The sequence below is a fragment of the Kitasatospora azatica KCTC 9699 genome (genome assembly GCF_000744785.1).
GTDB classification, from domain to species: domain Bacteria; phylum Actinomycetota; class Actinomycetes; order Streptomycetales; family Streptomycetaceae; genus Kitasatospora; species Kitasatospora azatica.
Genome location: NZ_JQMO01000003.1, coordinates 1,854,738 through 1,871,549 on the forward strand (window position 1 = coordinate 1,854,738; position 16,812 = coordinate 1,871,549).

Genomic DNA, 16,812 nt, shown 5'->3' on the forward strand with positions numbered 1-16,812 from the left:
CCGACCCGGCAGTGGCAGGATCAGAGCCATGGCTGACTCGACTGCTGGGGGCCCCGCCCCCTACGACGCCCTGCTGCTGCTCTCCTTCGGCGGTCCGGAGGGCCCCGAGGAGGTGGTGCCGTTCCTGGAGAACGTCACCCGCGGCCGGGGCATCCCCAAGGAGCGGCTGGTCGAGGTCGGGCAGCACTACTTCCTGTTCGGCGGCGTCAGCCCGATCAACGCCCAGAACCGCGAGCTGTTGGCCGCGCTGCGCAAGGACTTCGCCGAGCACGACCTGGAGCTGCCGGTCTACTGGGGCAACCGGAACTGGGCGCCCTACCTGGTGGACACCCTGCGGGAGATCGCGGACGACGGCCACCGCCGGATCGCCGTGCTCGCCACCAGCGCGTACGCGGGCTACTCCGGCTGCCGCCAGTACCGGGAGAACCTCGCCGACGCGCTCGCCACGCTGGCCGCCGAGGGTCGGCCCGAGCTGACCGTCGACAAGCTGCGGCACTTCTACAACCACCCCGGCTTCGTCGAGCCGATGATCGAGGCCACCCTGGCGGCGCTGGCCGAGCTGCCCGCCGAGGTCCGCGACAGCGCCGAGCTGGCCTTCACCACCCACTCGATCCCCACCGCGATGGCCGAGACCTCCGGCGCCCCCGACGACCCGGCCCGGGGCACGCCCGGCGGCGCGTACGTCGCCCAGCACCTGGACGTGGCCGCACTGATCGCCGCCGCCGTCGCCGAGGCCACCGGCGTGGCCGAGCGCCCCTGGCAGCTGGTCTACCAGTCCCGCAGCGGCGCCCCGCACATCCCGTGGCTGGAGCCGGACATCTGCGACCACCTGAGCGACCGTCAGGCCGCAGGCGCGGCAGCGGTGGTGATGGTCCCGATCGGCTTCGTCTCGGACCACATGGAGGTCAAGTACGACCTCGACACCGAGGCCACCAACAAGGCCGCCGAACTGGGCCTGCCGGTGGCCCGGGCCGCCACCGTCGGCGCCGACCCGCGGTTCACGGCGGCGGTGCGCGAACTGCTGCTGGAGCGGGCGGCGGCCGAGCGCGGGCAGGCGGTGCGGCGCTGCGCCCTGGGCAGCCTCGGCCCCAGCCACGACGTCTGCGCGGTCGCCTGCTGTCCCAACCCGCGGGCGCCCCGCCCCGCCGCTGCCCAGGTCTGACCCACCACTCACCCAAGGAGCGCACCGTGCCGGACCAGACCCTGCTGGACGAGTTGCTCGCCCTCGCCCTGGACGCCGCCCGGGAGGCCGGCGCACTGCTGCGCGACGGCCGCCCGGCCGACCTCGGTGTGGCGGCCACCAAGAGCAGCCCGGTCGACGTGGTCACCGAGATGGACCTGGCCTCCGAGAAGCTGATCGTCGAGCTGATCACCGGCCGCCGCCCGCGGGACGGCTACCTCGGCGAGGAGGGCACCGAGCGGCCCACCGAGAGCGGGGTGCGGTGGATCGTCGACCCGCTCGACGGCACCGTCAACTACCTGTACGGACAGCCCAACTGGGGTGTCAGCGTGGCCGCCGAAGTGGACGGGGAGGTGGTGGTCGGGGTGGTCGCGGCACCGGTCAGGCGCGAGCTGTTCCAGGCGGTGCTGGGCCGTGGTGCCCAGCTGGACGGGCGCCCGATCGGCACCCGCCCGACCCCGCCCTGGGGGCAGGCACTGGTCGCCACCGGCTTCAACTACGTGCAGCCGGTCCGGGTGCACCAGGCCGAGGTGCTGCACCGGCTGATGCCGGAACTGCGCGACATCCGACGTGGCGGGGCGGCCGCGATCGACCTGTGCGACCTGGCGGCGGGCCGGCTGGACGGCTACTACGAGCGCGGCCTGGCGCCCTGGGACCTGGCCGCCGGCGGCCTGATCGCCCGCGAGGCCGGCGCGCTGACCGGCGGCCGCCCCGGCGCCGCGGCCTCCGGCGAGCTGGTGGTGGCGGCCGCGCCCGGCGTCTTCGAGACGCTGCAGGCCCGCCTCGAGGAGCTGGGCGCCTGGCACGACTGACGGGGCGTCAGCGGACGAGGCCGTCAACGGACGACGAAACCCCGGCGCGGGAAGAGCGCCGGGGTTTCGTCACGTGTAGTGGGCCGGTCGACCGGCCCGGGAGAGGAGCGCCTCGTCGGGCGGGCGCTGGGTCAGGCGCTGCGGGGCAGCGAGAGGACCGGGTCGACGCCGTGGTCGGCGGCAATCCGGCGCAGGTCTTCCAGTTCGGACTGTTCGACCTCGGCCAGGAACTCGTCCCCGGACTCAAGTGCACGGTGCAGATCCTGCTCGGCGTTCCTTATGCGCTGCAGGATTCCGGCGGTGAAGGCGTCCATGCGGCAGACCCCCTTACGGTGTCGGACGTGCGCGGTCGAGCGTTCAACCGGTTGGGAGGGCGGTGTCCAGCGGCTGTGCCCGACCGGTCGGCTGGCTCCGGTACGGACGATCGCTGCGGCCGAGGGCCGCGCCGTGGATTGTTGCTGACCCCCATCCGGTGCGGATGAACGCGCGGGCGGGTGGGTGCGACCGCCTGACGGCGTGATCGCGGGTGTGCATTCGTCCTCCCCAGCCATGCGGCGGGGAAACCTCCGACCCGGCAGAAACCGTGGAAAGTTGCCGCCGTCACATTCGCAGGTCGCCCGAAACCGCTGCTCGAGGGGGTCACTGCCCGCTGTCCAACTGGTGACTTACCGCTGCTTTACCGGCCCACGAGGCAGGATGGAGGGACCGTCGGAGTCGCAGGCCCGCGTACGGGACCTTTCCGATCCCGCGGCGCGTGCCCCAGAGAAGGGACAACCGCTGTGCGGGTTCTTGTCGTCGAGGACGAGCAGCTGCTCGCCGAAGCCGTGGCCACCGGCCTGCGCCGGGAGGCCATGGCCGTCGACGTGGTGTACGACGGCGAGGCCGCGCTGCAGCGGATCGCCGTCAACGACTACGACGTGGTGGTACTCGACCGTGACCTTCCGCTGGTGCACGGCGATGACGTGTGCCGCAGCGTGGTCGAGCAGGGTCTGGCCACCCGGGTGATCATGCTGACCGCCTCCGGCGACATCAGCGACCGGGTCGAGGGCCTGGAGATCGGCGCCGACGACTACCTGCCCAAGCCGTTCGCTTTCAGCGAACTCGTCGCCCGGGTCCGGGCGCTCGGCCGGCGCGCCACCGTTCCGCTGCCACCGGTGCTGGACCGGGCCGGCATCACCCTGGACCCGGGCCGCCGCGAGGTGCTGCGCGACGGCCGCTCGATCCAGCTGGCACCCAAGGAGTTCGCGGTCCTGGAGGTGCTGATGCGGGCCGGCGGTGCCGTCGTCTCGGCCGAACAGCTGCTCGAGAAGGCCTGGGACGAGCACACCGACCCGTTCACCAACGTAGTGCGGGTCACCGTGATGACCCTGCGCCGCAAGCTCGGCGACCCTGCGGTGATCGTCACCGTGCCCGGTTCCGGCTACCGGATCTGACCACCTCCCTGACCTCCACCTTGAGGGGACGACACTGATGACCACCCCGCCCACGCTCGGCGGGCCCTCCGGCAGTTCCCACGCCGTGCCGCCGCGTCCGGGACACCCGCCGCGCCCCACCGCGCCGCCACTACCGGCCGAGCACCAGCACTACCGGCCCGGTGACGGCCTCGGTTGGCTGCCGTTCCGCCCGACCATCCGGATCCGGCTGACCCTGCTGTACGGCGGGATGTTCCTGATGGCCGGGGTGCTGCTGCTGCTGATCATGTACGTGGTGGTCCGGCAGGCCTTCCAGGACACCACGCTGCCGACCATCAACATCGACCGCGGTGTGACCGGAACGATCAACGGCGTCCCGGTGACCGGCGACGAGTTCAACTCCTACCTGCGCAACGCCCAGACGGCGAACGCGCACAGCGAGCTCGACACACTGCTGCGCAAGTCGCTGACCATCCTGGTCGCGCTCGCCGTGATCGCCTTCGCGGCCGGCTACGCGATGGCGGGGCGGGTGCTGCGCCCGCTCGGCCGGATCACCCGCGCCGCCCGCGAGGTGGCCAGCTCCGACCTGCACCGCCGGATCGAGCTGGACGGCCCCGACGACGAGCTCAAGGAGCTCGCCGACACCTTCGACGACATGCTCGACCGGCTCGACCGCTCCTTCGACTCGCAGCGCAAGTTCGTCGCCAACGCCTCGCACGAGCTGCGCACCCCGCTGGCGATCAACCGCACCCTGCTGGAGGTGCAGCTCTCCGACCCGGCCGCCTCGCCCGACCTGCAGCAGCTCGGCAAGACCCTGCTGGCCACCAACGAGCGCAGCGAGCAGTTGGTGGAGGGCCTGCTGCTGCTGGCCCGCAGCGACAACGAGCTGCTCGACCGCCGCCCGGTGGAGCTCTCCGAGGTCGCCTCCCGGGCGGTCGAGCAGACCCGCGCCGAGGCCGGCAACCGTGAGGTGGAGATCCGCACCATGCTGAACCCGGTGGCGGTCTCCGGCAACGGCGTGCTGCTGGAGCGGATCGCGCTCAACCTGCTGCAGAACGCGGTGCGCTACAACCTGCCCGACGGCTGGGTGGAGATCAGCACCGCCACCGGCCCGGGTGGGCTCGGCGAGCTGGTGGTCAGCAACACCGGGCCGGTGGTGCCCGGCTACGAGTTGGAACACATCTTCGAACCCTTCCGCCGGGTCAAGGGTGCCGATCGCACCCGCAGCGACAAGGGCGTGGGCCTCGGTCTGTCGATCGTCCGTTCGGTGGTCCGGGCCCACGGCGGCGCCATCGAGGCCGTACCTCGCCCCGGCGGTGGGCTGACCATGCGGGTACGAATCCCCGGAGCCTGACCCGTCGAAGCCATTCCAGGCGCCCCGTGCACGCCCCTCACCTGCGGGAAGGAGCGGACCGGGGCGCTTGTCTTTTGCGGCCGAATGAACTTACGCTGCCGTAACCTACGCTGCCGTAAGGTACGGAAGCGTAAGTGCCGCACTCGCTAGTGACGCATTCGCACGTGTCCCGTCCGTCAGGAGCCACCGTCGTGACCCTCGCCCCCGCCCAGCGCACCGGCTCGACCGCCTGGACCGATGCCCGGCTGATCCTCGCCCTGGAAGAGGTCGTCGAGGCCGAGCTCAACCGGCACCTGAAGGTGGCCAAGGAGTGGATGCCGCACGAGTACATCCCGTGGAGCCAGGGGCGGGACTTCGACGGCGTGCTCGACGGTGAGGCCTGGGACGTCGCGCAGTCCAAGGTGACCCCGCTCGGCCGGATCTCGCTGGTGGTCAACCTGCTGACCGAGGACAACCTCCCCAGCTACCACCACGAGATCGCCACCATGTTCGGCCGGGAGGGCGCCTGGGGGACCTGGGTGCACCGCTGGACGGCCGAGGAGGGGCGCCACGGCATAGCCATCCGGGACTACCTGCTGGCCACCCGCGCGGTCGACCCGGTGGCCCTGGAGCGGGCCCGGATGGAGCACATGGCGGCGGGCTTCGAGTCCGACAACGCGCACAGCATGCTGCACTCGGTGGCCTACGTGGCCTTCCAGGAGCTCGCCACCCGGATCTCGCACCGCAACACCGGCCACTTCGCCGGCGACCCGCTCTGCGAGCAGCTGCTGGCGAAGATCGCCAACGACGAGAACCTGCACATGGTCTTCTACCGGAACCTGCTGCGGGCCGCGCTGGAGATCGCCCCCGACCTCGCCATGCAGGCCGTCCGCGACGTGGTGTGCGACTTCCGGATGCCCGGCCACGGGATGCCCGGCTTCGAGCGCTCCGCCGCGCAGATCGCCATCGGCGGCATCTACAACCTGCGGATCCACCACGACGACGTGCTGCAGCCGGTGCTGCGCCACCTGAAGGTGATGGAGATCGGCGGCCTCGGCCCGGCCGGTCTGCAGGCCCAGCAGGAGCTCGGGCTCTTCCTGGACGGCCTGGACGCGCAGGCCACCAAGTTCGACGAGCGGCAGGCCGCACTGCTGGCGCGGCGGGCCGCCAACGCCGAGCGCAAGGCGGGCTGAGCACGCACGGCGATGTGCAGGTTCCGGCCTTTTCGCCCGAAAAATGCCACACCGTGACGAAGGTCACATCCGCGACCTGTACACGTTCGGATGATCTCGTAGCGTGATCATCCGAGTGGCGTAATCCATTGCAGACGGTAGTCGGAACCGGCGGATCGGGTTCCGCTCCCGTGCGCCGTGAATGCGCCTCCTACCTGCGCCGGGGCGCCCTGGTGCAAGTGCCTGCCAGGGCGTACCATCACCTTCCGTATTCGACTGCAGAGGCTCACCCACCATTGGTGGCCACTGTCCGCAAGCCTGCCGAGGGCGGCTCGGAGCACCCGGTCGGGCCCGTCTCTGAGTGTCGATTGAGTAACAGGGCTTGAAGTAAGGCACAATCTCGGCCTCGGGTCGGGCACAAGACCGGCCCCTCATGCGTTACGTGCGCTGGAGATACCGCACACACCCAGAGGGGGAGAGCGAACAATGGCAACGGACTACGACACCCCACGCAAGACCGATGACGACCTCAACGAGGACAGCATCGAGGAACTGAAGGCGCGCCGGAACGACAAGTCGACCACCACGGTCGACGTCGACGATTTCGACTCGGCGGAGAGCCTTGAACTGCCCGGCGCCGACCTCTCCAACGAGGAGCTGTCGGTCCGGGTGCTGCCGCGTCAGGCCGATGAGTTCACCTGCATGAGCTGCTTCCTGGTGCACCACCGGAGCCAGCTGTACAGCGAGAAGAACGGCCAGCCGATCTGCAAGGACTGCGGAGCCTGAGCAGGGGCCGGACTCGGTCCGAGCCCGGTGGTCGCGGTGCCTGGCACCGTCACCGGCTCGGCACACCGTCCCGTCCGGCCCGGGCCCCCGTGCCGGAGGCTGATTCCGCGACCGCCCTCGCGGGCGCACTTGAACGGCGAAGGGGCGGTCCGTACCCACGGACCGCCCCTTCGCCGTTCGCGTCAGCCCCGATCGCTGCTCTGATCGCCGCCCCGATCGCTGCCCAGCGCGGCGGCCAGGCTCTCCGGGTCGCGGGTCGAGAGGTAGAGGTACGGCGTCGGGTCGGCCGGATCGGTCACCTCGACCCGCAGCGCGGTCCGCACGTAACTGCGCAGCAGCATGAAGGCGCGCGGATCGGCCTTCACCGACCGCCAGGCCACCGCCTCGGCGGCGTCCAGCGGCCGGGCCTCGCCGAGTGCCGAGAGCGGGATCCGGGCCTGGCCGGCCACCAGCGAACCCTGCACCACCCGGATCCGGGCACTGCCGTAGGAGCTCAGCGCCACCGCCCCGGCGACGAACCCGGTCAGCAGGCCGACCAGGGCGGGCACCGGGCCGAAACGCAGCAGGATCAGGCCCAGCGAGAGACCGGCACCGACCGGCAGCAGCCACCAGGAGCGGGGCGCGGTGAGGCGTTCGTCGTACATGCGGCCATTCTGTCCCAGGCCCGTTCGAAGCTGACCATTGCGTCTTAGCTACTCGTGAGTAGGGTCGACCCCGTGACCGCAGACACCACCCCCACCACCCCCACCACGCCGCCCCAGGACGCGACCGAACCGGTCCGCCACCCGGACGCGCCGGCTCCCGGTACCCCCCTCGGCTCGCACTACGTGCACTGCTTCGGCTGTGGCCCGCAGCACCCCGGTGGGCTGCAGCTGGACGTCCGGGCCGGCCAAGGCGTCGACGTCACCGCCGAGTTCACCGTCAAGCCGACGCACCAGGGCGGCCCCGGACTGGCCCACGGCGGCATCCTCACCACCGCCATGGACGAGACCCTCGGCTCGCTCAACTGGATCCTGCACACCGCCTCGGTCACCGGCCGACTGGAGACCGACTTCCTGCGCCCGGTGCCGGTCGATTCGGTCCTGCACATCCGCGCCTGGGCGACGGGCGTACACGGCCGAAAGCTCTACTGCGCGGCCGAGGGCCGCATCGGCGACCCCGAGGGACCGGTCGCGATCCGCGCCACGGCACTCTTCATCCAGGTGAAGCTGGAACACTTCACCACGCACGGTCGTCCCGAGGACATCAAAGCCGCTCTGGACGACCCCGACCTGTTCAAGCGCGCCAGAGCCTTCGAGGTGAATCCGTGAGTTCCACCGTCCGCCCTCCGGTCGACATCCTGATCCGGCGGCTCGACCCAGAGCTGCCGCTGCCCGGGTACGCCCAGCCGGGAGACGCCGGCGCGGACCTGTGCGCAGCCGTCGACGCCGACCTGGAACCGGGCGAGCGCACTGTCATTCCCACCGGCATCGCCATCGCGTTGCCGGACGGTTACGCGGCGTTCGTCCACCCGCGCTCAGGGCTGGCAGCGCGTTGCGGAGTTGCGCTCGTGAACGCCCCAGGGACGGTCGATGCCGGGTACCGTGGTGAGATCAAGGTGATCGTCGTCAACCTGGACCCGCGCGAGCGGGTCAGCTTCCGACGTGGGGACCGGATCGCTCAGCTGGTGGTCCAGCAGGTCGAGAAGGCCCGCTTCCACGAGGTGGCGGAACTGCCCGGGTCTGCACGTGCCGAGGGTGGGTTCGGGTCGACCGGTGGCCACGCAGCGGTTTAGCAAGCAGGTTCAGCGCAGGAGTTCTGTAAGCAGCGCAGCAGTTCCGTAAGCAGCACAGCAGCAGGTACGCGCAGGTATTTCGCATCGGTCTTGGACCGGGAAGGACAGTGACCGTGTTCCGTCGTCGCCACAAGAGCGAGGACGCTGTCGAGCAGCTCGCCGAGGACGCCATCAGCGCCGACGAGACGGCCGATGACGTCGAAGACCCCGCCGGCTCCGAGAGCGAGACTGACGTCGAGGAGACCGAGGAGACGGAGGAGGACCTCGCCGACCGCGTCGGTCTGCCCCCGGCCCCGCGGCCCGACGGCCCCTGGGACCACTCCGAGCTGGAGAGCCCCGAGGAGGGCCGGGTCGACCTCGGCGGTCTGCTGGTCCCCGGCGTCGAGGGCATGGAGCTTCGAGTGGAGGTGGCCGGCGACGCGATCGTGGCCGCCACCCTGGTGCTCGGCAACAGCGCCGTCCAGCTCCAGGCCTTCGCCGCACCCAAGTCCGAGGGCATCTGGAGTGAGGTCCGCGACGAGATCGCGGGCGGCATCCGCGCCCAGGGCGGTCTGGTCGAGGAGGAGGAGGGCCCGCTCGGCTGGCACCTCCGCGCCCAGGTGCCGGTGCAGCTGCCCGACGGGACGCAGGGTGTCCAACTGGTCCGCTTCGTCGGCTGCGACGGCCCGCGCTGGTTCCTGCGCGGCGTGATCTCCGGCCAGGCCGCGGTGCAGCCGGAGTCGGCGGACGTGCTGGAACAGGTCTTCCGGCAGACCGTCGTGGTGCGCGGCGAGGCGCCGATGGCGCCGCGCGACCCGATCGTGCTCAAGCTGCCGGAGGACGCCCAGATGGTGGCGGACGGCGGCGTGGGCTCGAGTGAGAGCGAGGGTTCTCGGTTCGGCGGCGAGGCACTGAGCCCGTTCTCGCGTGGCCCGGAGATCACCGAGGTGCGCTGACCGCGCTGCGGTAGACCCCACCGGCGTAGACCCCACCGGCCCCGGACAGCCTGGCTGTCCGGGGCCGGTTTGACTCTGCTGGACCTGGTGCGTAACGTTCTCCGAGTTGCCCGGACCGCCCTGAGCGGCGGCGAGTAAATCTGATGAGCGTGAAAATCGCGAGACAGAAACTCTGCTAGAGTCTGGGAGCGCCGAAAGCCGAAAGGCCGGAAGCAAAATGCGGAAAGCGAAGTGGAAAAGGCACTGAGCCGGACCTGATAAGCTTTACGAAGTAAGAACGCAGTAACACTGAAACGAATGCCCGGAGAGCTTGCGAGAGCGGCTTGAAGGAAGTGTCCGTTCCTTGAGAACTCAACAGCGTGCCAAAAGTCAACGCCAGATATGTTGACATCCCCGGCCTGGACCTTCTGGTTCGGGTTGGAGATTCCTTTTGAAGTAAAACACTAGCGAGGACGCAGTGCACGGGGTCGGCCTATTCCGCCGATTGTCGTGCCGCTCTGCGCGGGTGTCGACCCGATTACGGGAAAACATTCACGGAGAGTTTGATCCTGGCTCAGGACGAACGCTGGCGGCGTGCTTAACACATGCAAGTCGAACGGTGAAGCCCTTCGGGGTGGATCAGTGGCGAACGGGTGAGTAACACGTGGGCAATCTGCCCTGCACTCTGGGACAAGCCCTGGAAACGGGGTCTAATACCGGATATGACCTGGGACCGCATGGTTCTGGGTGTAAAGCTCCGGCGGTGCAGGATGAGCCCGCGGCCTATCAGCTTGTTGGTGGGGTAATGGCCTACCAAGGCGACGACGGGTAGCCGGCCTGAGAGGGCGACCGGCCACACTGGGACTGAGACACGGCCCAGACTCCTACGGGAGGCAGCAGTGGGGAATATTGCACAATGGGCGAAAGCCTGATGCAGCGACGCCGCGTGAGGGATGACGGCCTTCGGGTTGTAAACCTCTTTCAGCAGGGAAGAAGCGCAAGTGACGGTACCTGCAGAAGAAGCACCGGCTAACTACGTGCCAGCAGCCGCGGTAATACGTAGGGTGCGAGCGTTGTCCGGAATTATTGGGCGTAAAGAGCTCGTAGGCGGCCTGTCGCGTCGGATGTGAAAGCCCGGGGCTTAACCCCGGGTCTGCATTCGATACGGGCAGGCTAGAGTGTGGTAGGGGAGATCGGAATTCCTGGTGTAGCGGTGAAATGCGCAGATATCAGGAGGAACACCGGTGGCGAAGGCGGATCTCTGGGCCATTACTGACGCTGAGGAGCGAAAGCGTGGGGAGCGAACAGGATTAGATACCCTGGTAGTCCACGCCGTAAACGTTGGGAACTAGGTGTTGGCGACATTCCACGTCGTCGGTGCCGCAGCTAACGCATTAAGTTCCCCGCCTGGGGAGTACGGCCGCAAGGCTAAAACTCAAAGGAATTGACGGGGGCCCGCACAAGCAGCGGAGCATGTGGCTTAATTCGACGCAACGCGAAGAACCTTACCAAGGCTTGACATATATCGGAAACGGCTAGAGATAGTCGCCCCCTTGTGGTCGGTATACAGGTGGTGCATGGTTGTCGTCAGCTCGTGTCGTGAGATGTTGGGTTAAGTCCCGCAACGAGCGCAACCCTTGTTCTGTGTTGCCAGCACGCCTTTCGGGGTGGTGGGGACTCACAGGAGACTGCCGGGGTCAACTCGGAGGAAGGTGGGGACGACGTCAAATCATCATGCCCCTTATGTCTTGGGCTGCACACGTGCTACAATGGTCGGTACAAAGGGCTGCGATGCCGCGAGGCGGAGCGAATCCCAAAAAGCCGGCCTCAGTTCGGATTGGGGTCTGCAACTCGACCCCATGAAGTTGGAGTTGCTAGTAATCGCAGATCAGCATGCTGCGGTGAATACGTTCCCGGGCCTTGTACACACCGCCCGTCACGTCACGAAAGTCGGTAACACCCGAAGCCGGTGGCCTAACCCTTGGGAGGGAGCCGTCGAAGGTGGGACCAGCGATTGGGACGAAGTCGTAACAAGGTAGCCGTACCGGAAGGTGCGGCTGGATCACCTCCTTTCTAAGGAGCACATAGCCAGCTCGGAGCGAATGCCTTCGAGTGGTTGCTCATGGGTGGAACGTTGACTATTCGGCACACTGGGTGATGGTTCGTGAGTACTGCTTCGGCGTGGAAAGCGTTCTTGAGTCTGGTGTGTCGGGCACGTTGTTGGGTCCTGAGGGAACGGCCGTATGGTCTGAACCTCGAGGGTGCCGGTCCCACGGACAGTACTCGTTTTCGGGTGCTGTAGGTGGGTGTCTGGTCGTTGTTTGAGAACTGCACAGTGGACGCGAGCATCTGTGGCCAAGTTTTTAAGGGCGCACGGTGGATGCCTTGGCACCAGGAACCGATGAAGGACGTGGGAGGCCGCGATAGGCCCCGGGGAGCTGTCAACCGAGCTTTGATCCGGGGGTGTCCGAATGGGGAAACCCGGCAGTCGTCATGGGCTGTCACCCGCACCTGAACACATAGGGTGCGTGGAGGGAACGCGGGGAAGTGAAACATCTCAGTACCCGCAGGAAGAGAAAACAACCGTGATTCCGGGAGTAGTGGCGAGCGAAACCGGATGAGGCTAAACCGTATTGGTGTGAGACCCGGCAGGGGTTGCCGATACGGGGTCGTGGGAAAGTTCTTCAGTCGTCTGCCGGCGGCTGGGTGAGTCAGAAACCGTTGGTGTAGTCGAAGGACATGCGAAAGGTCCGGCGTAGAGGGTAAGACCCCCGTAGACGAAACATTAGCGGCTCACTTGAGCTTCTCCCAAGTAGCACGGAGCCCGAGAAATTCCGTGTGAATCTGGCGGGACCACCCGCTAAGCCTAAATATTCCCTGGTGACCGATAGCGGATAGTACCGTGAGGGAATGGTGAAAAGTACCGCGGGAGCGGAGTGAAATAGTACCTGAAACCGTGTGCCTACAAGCCGTGGGAGCGTCGTTGGTCTTCGGACCAGCCGTGACTGCGTGCCTTTTGAAGAATGAGCCTGCGAGTTTGCGGTGTGTAGCGAGGTTAACCCGTGTGGGGTAGCCGTAGCGAAAGCGAGTCCGAATAGGGCGTTTGAGTTGCATGCCCAAGACCCGAAGCGGAGTGATCTAGCCATGGGCAGGTTGAAGCGCGGGTAAGACCGTGTGGAGGACCGAACCCACCAGGGTTGAAAACCTGGGGGATGACCTGTGGTTAGGGGTGAAAGGCCAATCAAACTCCGTGATAGCTGGTTCTCCCCGAAATGCATTTAGGTGCAGCGTCACGTGTTTCTTGCCGGAGGTAGAGCACTGGATAGGCGATGGGCCTCACCGGGTTACTGACCTTAGCCAAACTCCGAATGCCGGTAAGTGAGAGCGTGGCAGTGAGACTGTGGGGGATAAGCTCCATGGTCGAGAGGGAAACAGCCCAGAACACCGACTAAGGTCCCTAAGCGTGTGCTAAGTGGGAAAGGATGTGGAGTCGCAGAGACAACCAGGAGGTTGGCTTAGAAGCAGCCACCCTTGAAAGAGTGCGTAATAGCTCACTGGTCAAGTGATTCCGCGCCGACAATGTAGCGGGGCTCAAGCACACCACCGAAGTCGTGTCATTCACAGAATACGTCCAACGACGCTGTGGATGGGTAGGGGAGCGTCGTGTTCCGGGTGAAGCGGCCGAGGAATCGAGTCGTGGACGGGATACGAGTGAGAATGCAGGCATGAGTAGCGATACAAGAGTGGGAAACTCTTGCGCCGATTGACCAAGGGTTCCTGGGTCAAGCTGATCTGCCCAGGGTAAGTCGGGACCTAAGGCGAGGCCGACAGGCGTAGTCGATGGACAACGGGTTGATATTCCCGTACCCGCTTTGAAGCGCCAACGCTGAACCTCTGAATGCTAAGGCCGTGAAGCCGGCCCGGAGTCTTCGGACAAAGGGACGTGGTGGAGCCGCTGATCCGACAGGGTAGTAGGTGAGCGATGGGGTGACGCAGGAAGGTAGTCCAGCCCGGGCGGTGGTTGTCCCGGGGTAAGGGTGTAGGACGCAAGGTAGGCAAATCCGCCTTGCATATAGTCTGAGACCTGATGCCGAGCCGATTGTGGTGAAGTGGATGATCCTATGCTGTCGAGAAAAGCCTCTAGCGAGTTTCATGGCGGCCCGTACCCCAAACCGACTCAGGTGGTCAGGTAGAGAATACCGAGGCGTTCGGGTGAACTATGGTTAAGGAACTCGGCAAAATGCCCCCGTAACTTCGGGAGAAGGGGGGCCGGAACTGGTGGAGGCACTTGCTGCCCGAGCTGGGGCCGGCCGCAGAGACCAGCGAGAAGCGACTGTTTACTAAAAACACAGGTCCGTGCGAAGCCGTAAGGCGATGTATACGGACTGACGCCTGCCCGGTGCTGGAACGTTAAGGGGACCGGTTAGCTTGGATTCGTCCGGGCGAAGCTGAGAACTTAAGCGCCAGTAAACGGCGGTGGTAACTATAACCATCCTAAGGTAGCGAAATTCCTTGTCGGGTAAGTTCCGACCTGCACGAATGGCGTAACGACTTCTCGACTGTCTCAACCATAGGCCCGGTGAAATTGCATTACGAGTAAAGATGCTCGTTTCGCGCAGCAGGACGGAAAGACCCCGGGACCTTTACTATAGCTTGATATTGGTGTTCGGTTCGGCTTGTGTAGGATAGGTGGGAGACTTTGAAGCCTTGACGCCAGTCTTGGTGGAGTCGTCGTTGAAATACCACTCTGGTCGTGCTGGATGTCTAACCTGGGTCCGTGATCCGGATCAGGGACAGTGTCTGGTGGGTAGTTTAACTGGGGCGGTTGCCTCCTAAAGGGTAACGGAGGCGCCCAAAGGTTCCCTCAGCCTGGTTGGCAATCAGGTGTTGAGTGTAAGTGCACAAGGGAGCTTGACTGTGAGACCGACGGGTCGAGCAGGTGCGAAAGCAGGGACTAGTGATCCGGCGGTGGCTTGTGGAAGCGCCGTCGCTCAACGGATAAAAGGTACCCCGGGGATAACAGGCTGATCTTCCCCAAGAGTCCATATCGACGGGATGGTTTGGCACCTCGATGTCGGCTCGTCGCATCCTGGGGCTGGAGTAGGTCCCAAGGGTTGGGCTGTTCGCCCATTAAAGCGGTACGCGAGCTGGGTTTAGAACGTCGTGAGACAGTTCGGTCCCTATCCGCTGTGCGCGTAGGAGTGTTGAGAAGGGCTGTCCCTAGTACGAGAGGACCGGGACGGACGAACCTCTGGTGTGCCAGTTGTCCTGCCAAGGGCATGGCTGGTTGGCTACGTTCGGGAGGGATAACCGCTGAAAGCATCTAAGCGGGAAGCCTGCTTCGAGATGAGCACTCCCACCTCCTTGAGAGGGTAAGGCTCCCAGTAGACGACTGGGTTGATAGGCCGGATGTGGAAGCCCAGTAATGGGTGGAGCTGACCGGTACTAATAGGCCGAGGGCTTGTCCTCAGTTGCTCGCGTCCACTGTGTTGTTCTGAAACAACGACCCCATCCCGTTTGGTCACGGGGATGGTGCGGCCGACAGTTTCATAGTGTTTCGGTGGTCATAGCGTGAGGGAAACGCCCGGTTACATTCCGAACCCGGAAGCTAAGCCTTACAGCGCCGATGGTACTGCAGGGGGGACCCTGTGGGAGAGTAGGACGCCGCCGAACAATCATTCAGAAGAAGCCCCCACCGTACTGTGTTTAATTAAACGCAGTCGGTGGGGGCTTCTTCGCGTTTACCTGTCGTCCATGGCGGAGGGGGGACGCGCAGGGGTGAACGCGTGTCCGAGTAGGATCCCGAAGGTCACGTCGAGAGCCAGGGGTTGATCAACGAATGGCACGTCCATCCCTTACCCGCGCGCACCGCGTGCTGCTTGGCCTGGTGGCGGTCGGGGCCTGCCTGATCTCCGGGATCGGCTTCGCCGGGTCGTACTCGGCGGTGCGCGAGCTGGCCGTTCACAAGGGCTTCGGCGTCTTCTCGTACGCCTTCCCGGTCGGTGTCGACGCGGGCATCGTCGTCCTGTTGGCGCTCGACCTGGTGCTGACCTGGCTTCGGATACCGTTCCCGCTGCTGCGTCAGGCGGCCTGGCTGCTGACCGTCGCCACCATCGCCTTCAACGCTGCGGCGTCCTGGGGCGATGCCTTGGGGATGGGCATGCACGCGGTCATCCCGGTGCTCTTCGTCGTGATCGTCGAGGCCTCTCGGCACGCCGTCGGCCGGATCGCGGCGATCACCGCGGACCGCCACATGGAGTCCGTCCGCCTGATGCGCTGGCTGCTCTCGCCGGTGCCGACCTTCCGGCTCTGGCGCCGGATGAAGCTCTGGGAGCTGCGCTCCTATGACGAGGTGGTGCGGCTGGAGCAGAACCGGCTGGTCTACCGGGCTCAACTGCGCTTCCGCTACGGGCGCGGCTGGCGCCGCTCGGCGCCGATTCAGGCGCTGCTGCCGCTCAAGCTGGCCAAGTACGGTGTGCCGCTCGACGTGACGGCGCTGGACCGGATCGATCCGCCGCCGGTGCAGCAGAGCCCGGCGCCGCGGGTCGCGGCCGAGCCGCAGGCGGAGGCCGAGCCGCCGGCGGTGTCGGCGGCCGCGGTCGTGCCGATCCTGGGCAAGCTGGCTGCCAGTCGCTGGCGGGACACCCAGGGACCGGCCGAGTCGGCCGAGCAGCAGCCGGTCAAGGTGGGCCGACCGGTCACCGCAGTGCGGGACATCCGGGCCACCATGCCGAGCGAGCAGGCTCAGCCGGTCCACCAGTCGCAGCCGGCGGAGCCCTCGGAGCCGGCGCGACAGTCCGCCTGGTTCGCGCCGCGCGCGCAGTCGGAGGCTCCGGCAGCCGCGGCTCCAGCCCCGGCTCCCGCTGCAGTCCAGCCCCCCGCGCCGGCTCGCGTCCCCGCGCCGGTCGCTGAGCCGGCTCCCGACCAGGCCGATCCGACCGATCAGCAGGGGCGTCAGCAGCCGAGTGGCGCTCAGCTGGTGGCGCTCTACGAGCAGGGGCGGCTCCCGATCCCGGAGCCCACGGCTCCCACCGACCCCGAGCCTGCTCCCGAAGCTGCCGCCACCCCGGCACCCGCTCCCGCCGCTGTCCCGGCGCCTTCTCCTGCGCAGCTGCCGCGGCCCCAGTCCGACAACATGTTCGCGCCGCGCACCCAGCCCGCCCCCGAGGCAGTGGTGGAGCCGCCGGTGAGCGGAACCGAGCTGACCGTGGATCTGGGCGTCGAGGCGTTGACGGCCTATCAGGACACCTTCGGCCATGACCCCGACGAGGAGCGGCTGGCCCACTACCTCTTCACCCAGTACGGCGTTGAGTCCGCGCGCCGCCCGGGTACCCCGCCCAGCCGCAGTGAGATGGCCCGGATCTGGCCGTACCTGCTGGACCGCTACGCGACCCTCGGTCGCGACTAGCAACCGGCGAAGCATACAAAC

12 protein-coding genes and 3 rRNA genes are annotated in these 16,812 nt (G+C 66.7%); 13 read left to right on the forward strand and 2 right to left on the reverse strand.

From position 1 onward, the window contains the following. The first annotated feature begins 28 nt into the window (after positions 1-28). Positions 29-1,162: a ferrochelatase gene (locus BR98_RS18910; RefSeq protein WP_035846208.1), complete on the forward strand. Its 1,134-nt coding sequence runs from the start codon at positions 29-31 to the stop codon at positions 1,160-1,162. A gap of 26 nt (positions 1,163-1,188) precedes the next feature. Next, positions 1,189-1,992, forward strand: a complete 804-nt coding sequence (locus BR98_RS18915; RefSeq protein ID WP_035846210.1) for an inositol monophosphatase family protein — start codon at positions 1,189-1,191, stop codon at positions 1,990-1,992. Between the two features lie 131 nt (positions 1,993-2,123). On the opposite strand, the gene BR98_RS18920 is transcribed toward BR98_RS18915, so the two are convergent. Next, complete coding sequence (locus BR98_RS18920; RefSeq protein WP_035846213.1) at positions 2,124-2,306, reverse strand: hypothetical protein; 183 nt, start codon at positions 2,304-2,306, stop codon at positions 2,124-2,126. A gap of 465 nt (positions 2,307-2,771) precedes the next feature. Here BR98_RS18920 and BR98_RS18925 point away from each other — a divergent pair, with 465 nt between their 5' ends. From BR98_RS18925 to BR98_RS18940, 4 genes are all read left to right on the forward strand, one after another. Next, positions 2,772-3,425: a response regulator transcription factor gene (locus BR98_RS18925; protein WP_035846216.1), complete on the forward strand. Its 654-nt coding sequence runs from the start codon at positions 2,772-2,774 to the stop codon at positions 3,423-3,425. A 37-nt stretch (positions 3,426-3,462) separates the two neighbouring features. Next, positions 3,463-4,758: a sensor histidine kinase gene (locus tag BR98_RS18930; protein ID WP_051969923.1), complete on the forward strand. Its 1,296-nt coding sequence runs from the start codon at positions 3,463-3,465 to the stop codon at positions 4,756-4,758. A 191-nt stretch (positions 4,759-4,949) separates the two neighbouring features. Next, positions 4,950-5,930 (forward strand): acyl-ACP desaturase, encoded by a 981-nt coding sequence (locus BR98_RS18935; RefSeq protein WP_035846219.1) that lies wholly within the window; start codon positions 4,950-4,952, stop codon positions 5,928-5,930. A 465-nt stretch (positions 5,931-6,395) separates the two neighbouring features. Continuing rightward, positions 6,396-6,695 carry a DUF4193 domain-containing protein gene (locus tag BR98_RS18940; protein WP_035846222.1) on the forward strand — a complete coding sequence of 100 codons (300 nt, stop codon included), beginning with the start codon at positions 6,396-6,398 and terminating at the stop codon, positions 6,693-6,695. Positions 6,696-6,877: 182 nt separating this feature from the next. On the opposite strand, the gene BR98_RS18945 is transcribed toward BR98_RS18940, so the two are convergent. Further along, on the reverse strand, positions 6,878-7,339 hold the full coding sequence (locus BR98_RS18945) for a DUF3093 domain-containing protein (RefSeq protein ID WP_035846225.1): 462 nt from the start codon (positions 7,337-7,339) through the stop codon (positions 6,878-6,880). A 72-nt stretch (positions 7,340-7,411) separates the two neighbouring features. Here BR98_RS18945 and BR98_RS18950 point away from each other — a divergent pair, with 72 nt between their 5' ends. From BR98_RS18950 to BR98_RS38140, 7 genes are all read left to right on the forward strand, one after another. Beyond that, positions 7,412-8,005: a PaaI family thioesterase gene (locus BR98_RS18950; RefSeq protein WP_035846228.1), complete on the forward strand. Its 594-nt coding sequence runs from the start codon at positions 7,412-7,414 to the stop codon at positions 8,003-8,005. Next, positions 8,002-8,469 (forward strand): dUTP diphosphatase, encoded by a 468-nt coding sequence (gene dut, locus BR98_RS18955; protein ID WP_035846230.1) that lies wholly within the window; start codon positions 8,002-8,004, stop codon positions 8,467-8,469. Before BR98_RS18950 ends, dut begins: the two co-directional genes overlap by 4 nt. Positions 8,470-8,582: 113 nt before the next feature. Then, a complete protein-coding gene (locus BR98_RS18960) occupies positions 8,583-9,404 on the forward strand; it encodes a DUF3710 domain-containing protein (RefSeq protein ID WP_035846232.1) in 822 nt (273 codons plus the stop codon). 530 nt (positions 9,405-9,934) lie between these two features. Further along, positions 9,935-11,456: ribosomal RNA gene (locus BR98_RS18965) — 16S ribosomal RNA — on the forward strand. A gap of 280 nt (positions 11,457-11,736) precedes the next feature. Then, positions 11,737-14,852, forward strand: a 23S ribosomal RNA gene (locus BR98_RS18970). Positions 14,853-14,939: 87 nt separating this feature from the next. Then, positions 14,940-15,056, forward strand: a 5S ribosomal RNA gene (gene rrf, locus BR98_RS18975). The 16S, 23S and 5S rRNA genes sit together here, the layout of an rRNA operon. A 166-nt stretch (positions 15,057-15,222) precedes the next feature. Next, complete coding sequence (locus tag BR98_RS38140) at positions 15,223-16,791, forward strand: DUF2637 domain-containing protein (RefSeq protein ID WP_157537838.1); 1,569 nt, start codon at positions 15,223-15,225, stop codon at positions 16,789-16,791. The last annotated feature ends 21 nt before the right edge of the window (positions 16,792-16,812 follow it).

What these genes read in the sequence shown, in the direction of transcription:
- BR98_RS18910 (WP_035846208.1), top strand. Translation starts at nt 29, where the DNA reads ATGGCTGACTCGACTGCTGGGGGCCCCGCCCCCTACGACGCCCTGCTG.
- BR98_RS38140 (WP_157537838.1), top strand. Translation starts at nt 15,223, where the DNA reads ATGGCACGTCCATCCCTTACCCGCGCGCACCGCGTGCTGCTTGGCCTG.
- BR98_RS18940 (WP_035846222.1), top strand. Translation starts at nt 6,396, where the DNA reads ATGGCAACGGACTACGACACCCCACGCAAGACCGATGACGACCTCAAC.
- BR98_RS18920 (WP_035846213.1), bottom strand. Translation starts at nt 2,306, where the DNA reads ATGGACGCCTTCACCGCCGGAATCCTGCAGCGCATAAGGAACGCCGAG.
- BR98_RS18930 (WP_051969923.1), top strand. Translation starts at nt 3,463, where the DNA reads ATGACCACCCCGCCCACGCTCGGCGGGCCCTCCGGCAGTTCCCACGCC.
- BR98_RS18945 (WP_035846225.1), bottom strand. Translation starts at nt 7,339, where the DNA reads ATGTACGACGAACGCCTCACCGCGCCCCGCTCCTGGTGGCTGCTGCCG.